The sequence below is a fragment of the Pseudofrankia sp. DC12 genome (assembly GCF_000966285.1).
GTDB lineage: Bacteria > Actinomycetota > Actinomycetes > Frankiales > Frankiaceae > Pseudofrankia.
Window position 1 is genome coordinate 5,747,442 of record NZ_KQ031391.1, and the last position, 15,045, is coordinate 5,762,486.

Genomic DNA, 15,045 nt, shown 5'->3' on the forward strand with positions numbered 1-15,045 from the left:
GTAGGCTGGTAGGTCGCACCTCGCCTCGACGCCGAGACGTGATTCCTAAGGAGCAAGGTCCGTGGCAGGCACATCCGACCTGATGGACACCATCGTCAGCCTCGCCAAGCGGCGGGGGTTCGTCTTCCCGTCCAGCGAGATCTACGGCGGGCTGCGGGCTTCCTGGGACTACGGGCCACTCGGCGTCGAGCTGAAGAACAACGTCAAGCGGGCCTGGTGGAAGGCGGTCGTGCAGGGCCGCGACGACGTGGTCGGCCTCGACTCGTGCGTCATCCTCGCCCGCGAGGTCTGGGAGACCTCCGGGCACGTCGAGGTGTTCGTCGACCCGCTGACGGAGTGCACGAACTGCCACAAGCGCTACCGGGCGGACCACCTGGAGGAGGCCTTCGAGGCCAAGCACGGCCGGGCCCCGTCCGGGCTGGCCGAGATCGTCTGCACCAACTGCGGGACCCGAGGCGCGTTCACCGAGCCGAAGATGTTCAACGGCCTGCTCAAGACCTACCTCGGCCCGGTCGAGGACGCGTCGGGCCTCGCCTACCTGCGGCCGGAGACGGCGCAGGGCATCTTCATCAATTACGCGAACGTGCAGTCCACCGCCCGGCGCAAGCCGCCGTTCGGCATCGGGCAGATCGGCAAGTCGTTCCGCAACGAGATCACCCCGGGCAACTTCATCTTCCGCACCCGCGAGTTCGAGCAGATGGAGATGGAGTTCTTCGTCCCGCCGGGTGAGGACGAGCAGTGGCACGACTACTGGATCACCGAGCGGACCAAGTGGTACACCGAGCTCGGCATCAAGCCGGACAACCTGCGCCACTACGAACACCCCAAGGAGAAGCTCTCCCATTACTCGAAGCGCACCGTTGACATCGAGTACCGGTTCAACTTCGCGGGCCTTCCCTGGGGTGAGCTCGAAGGCATCGCCAATCGGACCGACTACGACCTGACCGCGCACTCGAAGGGTTCCGGCGTCGACCTGTCGTTCTTTGACCAGGCAGCCAACACCCGGTACACGCCGTTCGTCATCGAGCCGGCGGCCGGTGTCGACCGGGCGACGCTCACCTTCCTGCTGGACGCCTACGACGAGGACGAGGCGCCGAACACCAAGGGCGGTGTGGACCGGCGGATCGTGCTGCGCCTCGACCCTCGGCTGGCCCCGGTGAAGGCGGCGGTGCTGCCGCTGTCCCGGCACGCGGACCTGTCCCCGGTGGCCCGGGACCTGGCCGCGGACCTGCGCCGGCACTGGAACGTCGAGTACGACGACTCGCAGGCTATCGGGCGCCGCTACCGCCGCCAGGACGAGATCGGCACACCGTACTGCGTCACCGTCGACTTCGACACGCTCAACGACCAGTCGGTGACAATCCGAGAGCGTGACTCGATGGCGCAGCAGCGCATCGCCATCGACAAGGTCTCGACCTACCTGAACGCGCAGCTAGGCCCGCTCTAGCCGACCAGGAGGCCGAAGGACCGTGCCCGGGGGGGCAGAACGGTGTCCGCCGTTCGGGCGACATACTTCGGGCCGCCCGGGGGACTGTTTGCTACTCTTGGGAAGACGACGTCGCCCAGGAACACCCCCCGAGTTCCGCGGACGGCGTCGTCTTCATTTTCCCGGTCGGCTTTCCCGGTGCTGATCAGCACGGCTGGCCACCCTGCGCGACGGTCCCACCCTGCGCCGGTGGTTCGGGGGCGTCCGCGTAGGGGACCGACAGGTCCAGGGCGTGCGGGCCGAACCGGTCCGCGAGGAAGCGCTCGTGGGCCAGCAGCCGGTCGGCTTCGTCCTGGCTCGCGGCCTCCGTCGCCTCCCGAGCCACCTGTTCGAGCAGCGTGAGCTGGTCGAGCAGGACCTGCCGCGGGGTACGGCCGTCGGGCAGCCGATGGCTGCCGGCGAACGCCCGCGGCAGGCGCAGATAGGCCTCCAGCGCCGTCGGCAGGTAGTCGTCGACCAGCCGCTCGATCACGAAGGCCTCCGGAGAGCCGCGGCGCAGCAGGTCCGGGCGGTCGAACAGCTCGCCCAGCGTGGTCGCGAGCCGGTCGACCTCCTTGATCACATCCGACGGAGCCCGGCCGATCAGGGCGTGCCGGCGGGCGTCGACGGCCGCGCGCAGCCGGGCGACGTCGACCCGGTCGTCGTACGGCTCCACGTCGGGTGCCGCGGCGCTCCGGCTCGGGAACGCGAGCGCCCCGGCGGCGTACAGCGCGCCGACGCCGAGCGGCCACCACGGTGCCGGCACCACGCCGGTCACGCCGAGCGTCACCCCGACGATGCCGGCCAGGCTGCCGGCGGCGTTGCGCCCCGAGGTCAGCCAGCGGACCAGCGGGTTGCGCCGGCCGCTGCCGTCCGGCTGCCCGCCCCCGCCCGGCTGGTCCCGGTCGCGGTGCCTACTGGTAGCCACGGATCTCCCGGAACACGTCGGAGAGGGAGACACCCGGCGCCGTGGCGTCGAACACCGCCCCGCCGGTGCTGGTCGCGATCTGGGTGAGCGCGGCCCGGTCGGCGTCGCCGAAGTCGACCGCGAACGTACGCACGCCCCGGACGTCCGGCGCCCGGGTGTTGTAGCGGGCCAGGAAGCCGGCCGAGTCCAGACCGCGGTTGTTCTCGCCGTCGGTCATCAGCACGATCGAGGTCAGCGCGCTCGGGTCGGCCTTGATCCCGGCGGCGGCCGTCGTGTAGGCGGCGTCCAGCGCGGAGTAGATCGCCGTGTTGCCGCCGGCCCGCAGCGCGGCGCCATAGTCGGAGATCGCCCTGAGGTCGGCCGATCCCGGGGTGGGGTCACTCACGGTGAACTGCCTGGTGGCGGTGACCTTGTCGTTGAACGTGATGATCGTGACCTGTTCGCGGGCGCGGAACCTGGCGAACCGCCCGGAGAGGCTGTCGTCCGCCCCGGTCAGACCGGTCAGCGCCTGTTGCAGGGCCGCCAGCCGGGGGCCCTCCATCGAGCCCGACGTGTCCAGGACGTAGGTCGCGCGGGTGGGCCGGCGGTACTGGTCGAGGTAGGCGGCCAGCAGCTGGTCGGCGACCTGCTCGGTGGCGGGGAACGGCAGCTCGGCCAGCGCGCGGGTACCGAACCGGGGGTCCAGGGGCACACTGGGCACCGCCGGGCGGCGGCTGGTCTGGTCCTGGATGCGGCGCTGTGCCTGCGGCGAGCGCAGCCAGCCCACCACTCGCGCGTACTCGTCGCGGCGGTTGTCGGCCAGCAGCGCCATCGGGTAGTCGGCGGTGATCACCCCGTCGCTCGGCCGGATGAGCGTCAGTGGCCCGGCGGTGCCCGAGTGTTGCAACGAGAGCAGCACCGACTCGTAGTTGATCATCGCGCCGACGCTGGCCGGCGCGGCCTTGACGAAGGCGTCCGTCAGCCAGCCCGAGCTGCCCGCGGTGAGCACCTGGCCGGAGAAGAAGCTCTTCAGCGCGTCCGGGCGGATGTCGGAGGCCTGTAGCGCGTCGGCCGTGCCGGCGAACGCCGCGGCCACCCCGACGAGCGCGGAGAAGCCGGAGTTGGACGCGGCCGGGTTCGTCATCGCGTACGTGAGCTGGCCGGAGGCCACCTTCGCGGCGATGTCGGCCCAGGTCACCTTCGTGTCGCCGGTCCAGCCGAACTGCGCTGCCAGCGGCGTGCGCACCCCGAGGACCACGGGGGAGAGCATCACCGGGGTGCGGGCCAGCTCCTTGGCCGAGCCGCCGGGCAGCAGCCGCAGGTAGCGGTCCGAGGAGAACCAGGCCGCGTCGGCGTCGGCGGTGCCGTGCAGGATGCGGTCGGCGCCATCAAGGGTCCCGGTGTAGCTCAGGGTCACGGTGATGCCCGTGGCCTCCTTGAGGTCCGGCAGCAGCGGCTCGAGGTCGGACAGCTCCGACCCGGCGAGGATGCGCAGCGTCCCCGGCGTGCTCGGCGGTGGGCTGGTCGTGCTGGTTCCCTGGGCGCCGCTCGAACCCTGGGTGCAGGCGGCGAGCGCCATGGCCAGCAGGATCGTCACCGCTCCCACGGCCCGGGCGGTGCGCGTTCCCGACCAGGGTGCGGGTCGTCCGCGCCGCGCCGGCTGGTCGGCGCCGGCCGGGCGCGATGGCTGGCTCATCCGCCTGTCCCCTGCTGGTAATCCCGGCTGATGCGGTTGATCATCGTCTCTGAGATGTCCTGAGTCGGCGGGTCGACGACGTTGACCAGCTCGGGCGGCACGGTGATCGCCGCCTGCTTGGAGCTGCTGGTCATCCGAGCCACATCCGCCGTGCGGAAGCCGAAGAACGCGGCCCGATCCTGAAGCTCGGTGTCCGTCGTCAGCAACCGGCCGACGGCGTTGCCGGCAGCGGTCAGCGGGACGACCGTGTGCTTGGCGTAGATCGTCGGGCTGGGGTACATCAGTACCCGGTCCGGGGTGATCGACCCGTCCTTGGTGAACTCACTGGCCCGGAACTGGGACTCGTAGATCATGACCATCGGCGTCTTGCTCATCCCGATCGACAGGTAGTCGTCGTACGGCTCCTGGGTCGTAGAGTCGAGGAAGCCTTGGCGCAGGAACAATGGCGCGAGGGTGTCGGCGAGTGCCGTCGCTCTCGCGGGGTCCGCGACCACGTTGTTGTCGTTGGCCACATAGGACGCCAGCGCGAGGTAGAGCGCGGCCGAGTTGGACGTCCGCACGTCCGTGGAGCTGATCAGGACCGACTTCTTGGTGTCGTAGCTCTGGTTACTACCCTGCAGATCCGACCACCGGGTCCCCTGGTCCACGCGGCCGAGATAGGCCGCCATGTCGAGGAAGGCCGTGCCGCTCCTGTCGGTGTGGGTGACCTTGGCGGTGGCCAGCAGCTGCTCGATCGGCGTGAAGGTCGCGATCGCCATCGGAGTGAAGAACGGGGTGTAGCTGGGGCGGGTCACGTGGTTGTTCTTGCGGATCTGCTCGGCCTGGGTCGCGTTCGACGGGAAGGCGATGTCGTAGTTGGTCAGCTTCCGCTTGGCGATCTCCCGGGACCCGGCGGTGTCGACGACCAGCTTGTAGCCCTCGGTCGCCAGCCGGGCTGCGACCTTCGGGTCGTTGAGGTAGGGCGCGGTCTCGGACCCGGCCAGCACCCGCACCGTGGTGATCTTGTGCGACCCGCCGGAGCCGGACCCGCCGCCGACCAGCCGTGGGACGACGGCGAGGCCGATCACCCCGAGCACCAGCACCACGGCGAGCACCGGCCCCACCACGCGGCCGCTACGGCGACTCGTAGCCACCCGGCCGCCCCCTTGTCTGCTGTGGGGAAGGGCTCGGCCCTTCCCGGGACGCTGTCGCGCCCACTGACGTCTGCTCGATCATTTGAGGCGGATCGTGCCAGACAACGCGCCGGCCGGGATGTCCGGGAGACGACTCCGTTGGGCGTTGTCACCGGAAGTTCATGTAATCGCCCGCGCGGGCCGGCGGCAGGATGTCCGATCGGCCTGGGATGAGGCGATGGTGAGTGGGGAATGCTCGGGCATGTGGACCATCCGACGCAGTCTGGCGGCTCGCTCGCCAGCGGCGAGAGCCGGGTGTGCCAGTCCTGGATGGTTCTTCCAGCTCGATGAGGTCCGTTGCGAATGAGCCCAGCATTCCGTGCACTCGGCGGCCGTGTCCCGCGCGCCTCCGGCACCTCGTCCACCGCCGGGTCAGCCACCACCGGGTCAGCCACCACCGGGTCAGCCACCACCGTGTCGGCCGCCGTCGCGGACCCGCCCGGCGGCACCCCACCTGAGCGCCGACGCCGGCCGAGGCTCCTGCGCGGCCTGCGCGCGCCCTGGTGGATGTGGGTGGCCCGCGCCGGGCTGGCCGTCGTGGCGGCGTTCGTCATCGTCTCGCTGGTGACCATCGGTGAGGTGTGGTGGGCTGGCATGCAGGACCAGCGGCCGCGGTCGGACGCGTTGGTGGTGCTGGGCGCGTCGCAGTACAACGGCCGCCCGTCGGAGGTCTTCCAGGCGCGGCTCGACCACGCGGCGGAGCTGTACCGGTCCGGCGTGGCACCGCTGGTGATCACCGTTGGCGGCAAGATTCCCGGCGACAAGTACACCGAGGCCGGTGTAGGCGCGACATATCTGGAAAAGCAGGGAGTGCCGGCAAGCGCGGTGCTCGCCGTGCCGGAGGGGCGGGACACACTGGAGTCGCTGGTGGCGGTCGCGGGGGAGATGAACACCCGCGGCCTGCGGCGCACCGTGATTGTGACCGACCGCTGGCACGCGCTGCGCTCGGTCGCCATGGCCCGTGACCTGGGGCTGACCGCGCACTGCTCGCCGACCGTCAGGGGCCCCGCCAACCGGGGCTTCCAGACGCAGGCGCGTTACGTCATCCGGGAGGCGATCGGCTACCGCTTCTACGAGATGTTCCATCGGGCGACGCCATCCGGCGCCAGCCGTCCCGCGGTCTGACCGTCGGTGAAACCCGGCGGGGCGATTTGGTGTCGGCCGCAACAAAGCGTTCTCGGGGACTGTTGCCCCGGCATCAGGTTGTGGTTCGCTGGTCACGGTACGCGGGACGCGTGTCGGAGGCCGGGACGCGGATTCCGCGCTGACGGCGCCGGTCGAGCGCGTCCCCGGCCGAGGGAGCCCGCCGTGCCGGAGCGGGGTGTGACGTAGACCCGTCGTCTCGGTGGGCCGGGAGCCGATCGCCACGCTGGTACGGTTCGGAATCGCCAGAACAGATCACCAAGAACAGATCGCAAGAGGCCGGACGGTTACGACGGCCGACGCCGGGCCACCGAGGACCCGTCGCGCGGTCGCGGTGGAGGAGGCAGGCGTGGCAAGTCCCGTGTCCGAAGCGGCGGGCATCGCCGATCTGGAGACGGTCCGCGAGCTCGCGGCGCAGCTGAGGGTCGACTCGATCCGGTCCAGCACGTCGGCCGGCTCCGGGCACCCGACGTCGTCGATGTCCGCCGCGGACCTGCTGGCCGTCCTGGTCGCCCGTCACCTGCGCTACGACTGGGACAACCCCAAGGACCCGGCCAACGACCATCTGATCTTCTCGAAGGGGCACGCCTCCCCGCTGCTGTACTCCGTGTACAAGGCGGTCGGCGTGGTCAGCGACGAGGAGCTGATGACCGGCTACCGCCGGTTCGGCCAGCGGCTGCAGGGCCACCCGACGCCCGTCCTGCCCTGGGTGGACGTGGCGACCGGTTCGCTCGGCCAGGGCCTGCCCTACGGCGTGGGCGTCGCGATCGCCGGCAAGTACCTGGACAAGAGCCCGTACCGGGTGTGGGTGCTGTGCGGCGACAGCGAGATGGCCGAGGGCTCGATGTGGGAGGCCCTCGACAAGGCGCACGTGTACGGCCTGTCGAACCTGGTCGCGATCGTCGACGTCAACCGGCTCGGCCAGCGCGGCCCGACCGAGCTCGGCTGGGACCTGGACACCTACGCCCGGCGCGCGGCGGCCTTCGGGGCGCACACGATCGAGATCGACGGTCATGACGTCGACGCGATCGACGCCGCCTTCACCGAGGCTGACGGCTTCGACGGCCCGGTGGTCATCCTCGCCAAGACGATCAAGGGCGATGGGTTCAGCGAGGTCGCCGACCATGAGGGCTGGCACGGCAAGCCGCTGCCAGCCGACATGGCCGAGCGTGCCATCGCCGAGCTCGGTGGCGAGCGCAGCCTGCGCGTCCGCGGCCCGGTGCCCGGCCCGTCGCTGCCCCGCCCGGCCGCGCCGGTCCTGGGAACGGTCACCCTGCCGACCTGGGAAGTCGGCACCAAGGTGGCTACCCGAAAGGCCTATGGCGAGGCGCTCGCCGCCTTGGCCGCGCGCGGCGACGTCGTCGTCCTGGACGCCGAGGTGAGCAACTCGACGCACGCCGAGGACTTCAAGAAGGTCGCTCCCGAGCGGTTCTTCGAGATGTACATCGCCGAGCAGCAGCTGGTCGCCGCGGCGGTCGGTCTCGGCGTGCGGGGCTACGTCCCGTTCGCGTCGACCTTCGCCGCGTTCCTGTCCCGGGCGTACGACTTCATCCGGATGTCGGCGATCTCGCATGCGAACATCCGGCTGTCCGGCTCGCACGCCGGTGTGGAGATCGGTCCCGACGGCCCGTCGCAGATGGCGCTGGAGGATCTGGCGTCGCTGCGCGCGGTCCACGGCTCGACCGTGCTCTACCCGAGCGACGGGCCAAGCACGGCGAAGCTCGTCGCAGCGATGGCTGACCTGCCGGGGATCAGCTACCTGCGCACCACCCGCGGCGCCTACCCGGTGCTCTACGGCCCGGACGAGCAGTTCGCGCCTGGTGGCTCGAAGGTGCTACGGCGCTCGGACTCCGACGTCGTCACGCTGATCGGCGCGGGCGTCACCCTGCACGAGGCGCTGGCGGCGGCCGACGTGCTCGCCGCGGACGGCATCTCGGCGCGAGTGATCGACCTCTACTCGCTCAAGCCGATCGACACCGCCACGCTGGCCGAGGCCGCGCGGGCGACCGCCGGGCGGATCGTCGTCGCGGAGGACCACTGGCCGCAGGGTGGCGTCGGCGGCGCGGTGGCCGAGGCGCTCGCCGACGGCAGTGTGCCGCTGAAGCTGCGCCACCTGGCGGTCACCGAGCTGCCCGGCTCGGGCACCCCGGAGGAGCTCCTCGACTTCGCCGGCATCTCCGCCAAGCACATCGCCGCCGCCGCCCGCTCCCTGCTCGCCTGACCCAGCCCAGCTCGGACGAGACCTACCTGGTGGCTGACCGCGGGCTTTGCCCGAGGCCACCAGGTATGACTCGGCGAAGTCGAGCCGTCAGGCGAACCGCGACGGCCATCGTCGGACGAGCCCTGCCAGGACAGCTCGGCAATGATCTTCCCGGGGCGCCGGCTTCCCCTGCGCAGACGCCGATCATCCGGCGGGCTGGGCGAGCTGCTACCCCTTGATCGAGAACTGCGCAGGGAAAAGTGGACAAATTTGGGTATGCAACGCCGTTTTGCCTGCGCAGCCAGTGATCAAGGCTTCTTGATGGGGCGTGAGGGCGTCTTGATCACTGGCTGCGCAGGGGACTTGGTGGGCCGAGCGACCGCCGCGACCCCGCGTGTCGGACCCTGGTCGAGACGTTGGCTCTCGGTGGGTTGTGATCAGTGCTGTCCGTGACCAGTCGACGGCCGGAAGGGCGATCAGGGCCGGCCGGCCAAGGGTCCGATCCGCTACCACCAGGTAGGACTCGTTGGGGAAGCCCCTCCAGCGGCACGCGCCCAGAGATCCCGACCCTGGACAGGCACCCGCCGCCGCACTTCTCCCCGCCCCGAACCACGTTGGGGAGGGCGCTAAGCGCCCGACCCGGCGGTCGGCCGAAGGGCGCTCCGCGCCCGGTTCCGGCCGACCGCCCCCGACCCGGTCAAACCGTCCCGCGGGCGCTCCGCGCCCATTCGGGACGCTTAACCGTCGGCCGGCTTGGGGGACTCCATGAAGGTCATGTCCAGCAGGGTGATGTAGACCTGGTCCGGCTTCGGGATGTAGGGCAGCTTCTTCAGCGCCTGGTCCTGGCCGGCCGACTCGACGTTGAACTCGCCGTAGCCGAGGACCCGGCCCAGCGGGTCCCGGGTGTAGGTCATGTCGGTGATCGCCTTGAGCGGCATGGTCTTCGCCTGGCGCACGAACACGCCGGACACCTTGACCAGCCGCTTGTCGGTGATCATCAGGTGGTCCATGTGCCACTCGGTGATCCGCCAGAGCGCGCGCAGGATCATGAACAGCGCGATGTACCAAAGCAGCGTGGTCACCAGCGAGGCACCGTCACCTCGCACCGACAGGAAGATGTTGACCGCCAGCGCGAGGACGACCGCGCCGACTGTCTCGGCGACGACGCGCAGCAGGACGGCCCAGTGCAGCCGCACCATCGACACGAGCTGCTCCTGGGACGCCAGGTACTTCATGTCGCGGTTGGCCGGGTCAGGAAGCCGGAGTCTCACCACGTCAACAGTCTCCCAGACCGGTCGAGGGCTCGGCGCGGGACTAGAGCGCCGTCTGGGTGACGAAGTTGGACACTCCGTTACCGATGGACTGAAGGCCGTCGATGCCCTTGGTGATGATGCTGGCCGCGCTGTCAGGCTGGGTCACCACGAAGAAAAGCACGAACGCGATGATCAGATACTTGACGATGTTGTTCACGGCGGGCCTCCGGGCCGAGATGTAAAGGTTGCGGCACAAAGTATCGTCGTTGCGAGGCCCCTGGGGAGGCCAATCGCCCCATACGCTCGGCCTCGTGGTGCGGTCCCCGATGACCTGGTACGGCGACGCTGATGGCCAACGCCGGCTGAGCGAGCGTCCGAAGGCTACACCTGACGGCCGCGGCTGGTTCGCCCGAGATCGGGCCCGCGTGCTCCATTCCAGCGCACTACGCCGCCTTGCGGCAAAGACGCAGGTCATGGGCCCGCTCGACGACGACTTTCCGCGCACGAGGCTGACGCATTCGCTGGAGACCGCGCAGATAGGGCGCGAACTCGCGTCCGCTCTTGGCGCAGATCCCGACCTGGTGGATGCCGCTTGCCTGGCGCATGACCTTGGCCACCCACCGTTCGGGCACAACGGAGAACGCGCCCTGAACGTCGCCGCGGCGGCCTGCGGCGGTTTCGAGGGCAACGCGCAGAGCTTCCGCGAGCTGACCAGGCTGGAGGCCAAGACCATCGACGACGCGGGCAGCTCCGGTGGGCTCAACCTGACCCGGGCGACCCTGGACGCGACCCTGAAGTACCCGTGGACCCGGTGGGGGAGCGGCGTGACCGCGCCGACCGGCGTGCCCGTCGGGGCGACCACGGCGTCCGGCTGTTCCGGGCCGGATCTGGCGGCGCGCAAGTACGGCGTCTACGACGACGACGCCGTCACGTTCGCCTGGGTGCGCGAGGGCGCGCCCGACGGGCGGCGCTGCCTGGAAGCACAGGTCATGGACTGGGCGGACGACGTGGCCTACTCGGTGCACGACCTCGAGGACGGCGTCGTCGGCGGGCTCGTCGACCTGGCGGCCATCCAGTCGCCGGGCGGCCGGGCCGAGCTCGCCGAGTACACCGCCGGTGTGTACGCGGCGGACACCGCCGAGATCGCCGCGGCCCTGGCCCGCCTCGCGGCGCAGCCGTGGTGGGGCGCGCCGAGCGCCGCGTCGGTCCAGGGTCTGGTGGCGCTGCGCCGGATGACCAGCGAGCTGGTGGCCCGGTTCAGCGCGGCGGCCCGGACGGCCACCCTGGAGCGGTTCGGACCCGGCCCGCTGCGCCGGTACGAGGCTGACCTGGTCGTTCCCGCGGCGGTGCGGGCCGAGTGCGTCGCGCTCAAGGGCGTCGCCTGGTACTTCGTGATCGGCCTGCGCTCCGGTGACGCGCGGCGGGCCCGCCAGCGTGAGGTGATCGCCGAACTGGTGGAGCTGACTGTGGCGGGCGCGCCGGACTCCCTGGAGCCGTTGCTGCGGCCCGCGTGGCGCGTTGCGACTGACGACGCGGCCCGGCTGCGTATAGTGATCGACCAGGTGGCGCGCTACACGGACGCGAGCGCGACCCGCAAGCACGCCGCCCTGCTCGGCCGCCCGGTTCCACGTGCTCTGTAGCCGCGGTTGCGCCCTGGGGCGGCCTCCGGGGCCGTCAGCCCCGCTGGTCGGGCCGTTCAGCTGTGTCGGGATATCGGGACGGCGAGGGCGATGACCCTCCGTCGCCACGATCGATCTGGCATGATCGGTACTGTCGCGATGCTGACAAGTACCATCGGCCTGTAGGGCTTGCGTGGGTCGTGCTTGGGTGAGCGACACGTGCGCGGTGGCGCGGTTCTGTGAAACAGTGCCGGGCCGGTGCCGCGCGGTGCTGTCGCCCACGGGCCCCGCGCCAGCCGTGCCGCAACGGGACCTGTTGCGCGACTGGGACGAGGACTGGCCGGCCCTCGATCGGGGTGAACGCGACCCCGGCGGGGGTCCGTGCCGTGTGCGCGGGAGGGATCGGTGGCCGGACTCATCCGCGACGCGGACATCGCCCTCGTCCGCGAGCGGGCCCGCATCGAGGACATCATCGGGGAGCACGTACAGCTGCGCCCGGCCGGCGGCGGCAACCTGCGTGGCCTCTGCCCGTTCCACGAGGAGAAGACCCCCTCCTTCAACGTCAAGCCCTCCACCGGCGTCTACTACTGCTTCGGCTGCCAGCAGGGCGGCGACGTCATCGGTTTCGTCCGGGCCATCGACGGGCTGAGCTTCCCCGAGGCGATCGAACGCCTCGCCCGCAAGGCCGGGGTGGCCCTCACCTACGAGGGCGGCGGGACGACCAACCGGTCGGTGACCAGCCAGCGCCAGCGGCTGCTCGACGCGCACCGGGCCGCGGCCGAGTTCTACACCGAGCAGCTGTCGACGGCGCCGTCCGCGCGGGCCGGCTGGGACTTTCTCGCCGCCCGCGGGTTCGACGCGCAGGCCGCCGGCCACTTCGGCGTCGGCTACGCCCCGCAGGGCTGGGACGAGCTGTCCCGCCATCTGCTCGCCCGCCGGTTCACCGCCGAGGAACTGGTGCTCGGCGGCCTGGCCAAGCAGGGCGTCCGCGGTGGGCTGGTCGACCGCTTCCGCCACCGGCTGCTGTGGCCGATCCGCGATCTGTCCGGCGACGTCGTCGGATTCGGCGGGCGCCGCCTCGCCGACGACGACAAGTCCGGCCCCAAGTACCTCAACAGCCCCGAGACGCCGCTGTTCAAGAAGGCGACCCTGCTCTACGGCGCGGACCTCGCCCGCCGCGAGATTGCCCGGCGCTACCAGGTGGTCGTGGTCGAGGGCTACACCGACGTGATGGCCTGCCACGTCGCCGGCGTCGCCACCGCGGTCGCGACCTGCGGGACGGCCTTCGGCTCCGACCACGTGGGAGTGATCCGCCGGCTGCTGTGGGACTCCGACGCGCAGCGCGGCGAGGTGATCTTCACCTTCGACGGTGACGCCGCCGGGCAGAAGGCCGCCATGAAGGCCTTCGAGCACGAGGAACGGTTCGTCACCCAGACCTTCGTCGCCGTCGAGGCGGCCGGGCTGGACCCGTGCGACCTGCGGCTGAGCCGCGGCGACGCGGCGGTGCGGGAGCTGGTCGCGGCCCGGGTGCCGCTGCTGGAGTTCGCGCTGCGCGGCGTGGTCACCCGTCACGACCTCAACAGCGTCGAGGGCAGGATCGCCGCGCTCGACGCGGCCGCGCCGATCGTTAACCAGATCAAGGACTGGTCGCTGCGGCAGCGCTACGCCGTCCAGCTCGACCGCTGGACCGGCTTCAACGACGAGGCGTTCGTGCTGCGCCGGGTCTTCGAGCACCCGTCGGCGCCGGCCCAGGACGCCGGCCGCCGGGCCGGCAGGGACGGGGGCGCGCCTGCGGCTGGCGGCGCTCCGCCGCGGGCCGCGACTCGTGGGCCGGCTGGAGCAGCGCCGGACGACGCGGCCGTGATCGTCGAGCGGGAGACCCTCAAGATCGCGCTGCAGCATCCGGGCCTGGCCGGCCCGATGTTCGACCAGCTCGACCCGGAGGTGTTCACCCTCGCGGACCACCGCGCGGTGCTCGGGGCGATCGCGGCGGCCGGCGGCGTGTCAGCCGGGCTCGCCGCCGCCGGGGACGTGCCGGCCTGGGTGGGCCGGGTCGTCGCCGCGACCCCGCACGAGCCCGTCATGCAACTGATCAACGCGCTCGCCGTCGCACCGATGCTCGTCGACCACGAGGTGGATGACCGGTACGTCGGCAACCAGATCGCCCGGGTCCGGGAGCTGGCCGTGACCCGCCGCATCACCGAGCTGAAGTCGCGGGTCCAGCGCCTCAACCCGGTGACGGACCCCGAGGCGTTCAACCGTGACTACGGCGAGCTGATAGCGCTCGAGCAACACAAACGCGAGCTCCGGGAACGGGGCCTCGGTGGCCCGTGAACCGGCCCGCAGTCCGTTGGCCAGCACGAAACAGGGTCGATCCCGCCGAGAAGGAAGTGACGAGATTCCACCCATGCGCACCCAGACCACCGTCCTGCCGCGCGTAGCCCAGGTCGAGGAGATCAAGGATCTCATCGCCCGGGGCAAAGAGGCTGGCTTTCTCACCACCGACGACATCACGGTGGCGATCCAGGCCGCGGAGCTGCCGCAGGAGCAGGCAGAGCAGGTCCTTTCGCTGCTGAACGACGAGGGCATCGAGGTGCTCGACCCACGGGCCGAGTCCGCCGACACGTCCGATCTGCTCGCCCGGCGGCGCCGTGAGGAGGAGGCGCTGAACGCGAAGGCGCCGACCTCCGACCCGGTGCGGATGTACCTCAAGGAGATCGGCAAGGTCCCGCTGCTGACGGCGGCCGAGGAGGTTGACCTCGCCAAGCGGATCGAGGCCGGCCTGTTCGCCGCCGAGAAGCTGGGCGGCGGCCGGCGGCTGACGGTCGCGGTGCGGGTCGACCTGGAGGCCGTCGCTCGTGATGGTGATGTCGCGAAGCGCAAGCTGGTCGAGGCGAACCTGCGGCTGGTCGTCTCGATCGCCAAGCGTTACGTCGGTCGCGGGATGCTGTTCCTGGATCTGATCCAGGAGGGGAACCTGGGTCTGATCCGGGCGGTCGAGAAGTTCGACTACACCAAGGGTTACAAGTTCTCGACGTATGCGACGTGGTGGATTCGGCAGGCGATCACGCGGGCGATCGCGGATCAGGCGCGGACGATCCGTATTCCGGTCCACATGGTCGAGACGATCAACAAGCTGATCCGGATCCAGCGGCAGCTGCTCCAGGACCTGGGCCGTGAGCCCATGCCGGAGGAGATCGCGAAGGAGATGGACCTGACCCCGGACAAGGTCCGGGAGATCCTCAAGGTCGCCCAGGAGCCGGTCTCGCTGGAGACGCCGATCGGTGAGGAGGAGGACTCCCACCTCGGTGACTTCATTGAGGACTCGGACGCGGTCGTTCCGGTGGACGCGGCGAGTTTCCTGTTGTTGCAGGAGCAGTTGGACTCGGTGTTGCACACGTTGTCGGACCGGGAGAAGAAGGTCATCCAGCTGCGGTTCGGGTTGACGGATGGGCATCCGCGGACGTTGGAGGAGGTTGGCCGGGAGTTCGGGGTGACGCGGGAGCGTATTCGGCAGATCGAGTCGAAGACGTTGTCGAAGCTGCGTCATCCGTCCCGGTCGCAGAAACTGCGGGACTACCTCGAATAAG

11 protein-coding genes are annotated in these 15,045 nt (G+C 70.6%); 6 read left to right on the forward strand and 5 right to left on the reverse strand.

Features of this window, described 5'->3' with window-relative positions:
- The first annotated feature begins 61 nt into the window (after nt 1–61).
- Nucleotides 62–1,447, forward strand: coding sequence for a glycine--tRNA ligase (locus tag FRADC12_RS23180; RefSeq protein ID WP_045878212.1), 1,386 nt, complete (start codon nt 62–64; stop codon nt 1,445–1,447).
- A gap of 184 nt (nt 1,448–1,631) precedes the next feature.
- On the opposite strand, the gene FRADC12_RS23185 is transcribed toward FRADC12_RS23180, so the two are convergent.
- The 3 genes from FRADC12_RS23185 to FRADC12_RS23195 are packed head-to-tail and all read right to left on the reverse strand — an operon-like array spanning nt 1,632 to nt 5,201.
- A complete protein-coding gene (locus FRADC12_RS23185) occupies nt 1,632–2,393 on the reverse strand; it encodes a hypothetical protein (protein WP_045878213.1) in 762 nt (253 codons plus the stop codon).
- Nucleotides 2,380–4,068, reverse strand: coding sequence for a substrate-binding domain-containing protein (locus tag FRADC12_RS23190; RefSeq protein ID WP_045878214.1), 1,689 nt, complete (start codon nt 4,066–4,068; stop codon nt 2,380–2,382). The genes FRADC12_RS23185 and FRADC12_RS23190 overlap by 14 nt, the downstream gene beginning before the upstream one ends.
- Nucleotides 4,065–5,201: a hypothetical protein gene (locus tag FRADC12_RS23195; protein ID WP_052711109.1), complete on the reverse strand. Its 1,137-nt coding sequence runs from the start codon at nt 5,199–5,201 to the stop codon at nt 4,065–4,067. Before FRADC12_RS23195 ends, FRADC12_RS23190 begins: the two co-directional genes overlap by 4 nt.
- A 546-nt stretch (nt 5,202–5,747) precedes the next feature.
- On the opposite strand from FRADC12_RS23195, the gene FRADC12_RS23200 reads away from it, so the two are divergent.
- Together FRADC12_RS23200 and FRADC12_RS23205 are read left to right on the forward strand one after the other, a co-directional pair.
- Nucleotides 5,748–6,365: a YdcF family protein gene (locus tag FRADC12_RS23200; protein ID WP_084011408.1), complete on the forward strand. Its 618-nt coding sequence runs from the start codon at nt 5,748–5,750 to the stop codon at nt 6,363–6,365.
- Nucleotides 6,366–6,732: 367 nt separating this feature from the next.
- Nucleotides 6,733–8,604: a transketolase gene (locus FRADC12_RS23205; protein ID WP_045880098.1), complete on the forward strand. Its 1,872-nt coding sequence runs from the start codon at nt 6,733–6,735 to the stop codon at nt 8,602–8,604.
- A 716-nt stretch (nt 8,605–9,320) separates the two neighbouring features.
- Here the strand turns inward: FRADC12_RS23205 and FRADC12_RS23210 are convergent.
- Both FRADC12_RS23210 and FRADC12_RS32485 read right to left on the reverse strand, forming a co-directional pair.
- The gene (locus FRADC12_RS23210) at nt 9,321–9,857 is read right to left on the reverse strand and encodes a PH domain-containing protein (protein WP_013423377.1); all 537 of its coding nucleotides are present in this window, start codon (nt 9,855–9,857) and stop codon (nt 9,321–9,323) included.
- 40 nt (nt 9,858–9,897) lie between these two features.
- On the reverse strand, nt 9,898–10,053 hold the full coding sequence (locus FRADC12_RS32485) for a hypothetical protein (RefSeq protein WP_013423378.1): 156 nt from the start codon (nt 10,051–10,053) through the stop codon (nt 9,898–9,900).
- Nucleotides 10,054–10,162: 109 nt separating this feature from the next.
- Here FRADC12_RS32485 and FRADC12_RS23215 point away from each other — a divergent pair, with 109 nt between their 5' ends.
- The 3 genes from FRADC12_RS23215 to FRADC12_RS23225 all read left to right on the forward strand — a co-directional run bounded on the left by FRADC12_RS23215 (nt 10,163) and on the right by FRADC12_RS23225 (nt 15,044).
- Complete coding sequence (locus tag FRADC12_RS23215) at nt 10,163–11,476, forward strand: deoxyguanosinetriphosphate triphosphohydrolase (RefSeq protein WP_045880099.1); 1,314 nt, start codon at nt 10,163–10,165, stop codon at nt 11,474–11,476.
- A gap of 384 nt (nt 11,477–11,860) precedes the next feature.
- On the forward strand, nt 11,861–13,789 hold the full coding sequence (dnaG, locus tag FRADC12_RS23220; RefSeq protein ID WP_045878216.1) for a DNA primase: 1,929 nt from the start codon (nt 11,861–11,863) through the stop codon (nt 13,787–13,789).
- A 73-nt stretch (nt 13,790–13,862) separates the two neighbouring features.
- Nucleotides 13,863–15,044 (forward strand): RNA polymerase sigma factor, encoded by a 1,182-nt coding sequence (locus FRADC12_RS23225; protein WP_045878217.1) that lies wholly within the window; start codon nt 13,863–13,865, stop codon nt 15,042–15,044.
- The last annotated feature ends 1 nt before the right edge of the window (nt 15,045 follow it).

What these genes read in the sequence shown, in the direction of transcription:
- FRADC12_RS23225 (WP_045878217.1), top strand. Translation starts at nt 13,863, where the DNA reads ATGCGCACCCAGACCACCGTCCTGCCGCGCGTAGCCCAGGTCGAGGAG.
- FRADC12_RS23215 (WP_045880099.1), top strand. Translation starts at nt 10,163, where the DNA reads ATGACCTGGTACGGCGACGCTGATGGCCAACGCCGGCTGAGCGAGCGT.
- FRADC12_RS23190 (WP_045878214.1), bottom strand. Translation starts at nt 4,068, where the DNA reads ATGAGCCAGCCATCGCGCCCGGCCGGCGCCGACCAGCCGGCGCGGCGC.
- FRADC12_RS23200 (WP_084011408.1), top strand. Translation starts at nt 5,748, where the DNA reads ATGTGGGTGGCCCGCGCCGGGCTGGCCGTCGTGGCGGCGTTCGTCATC.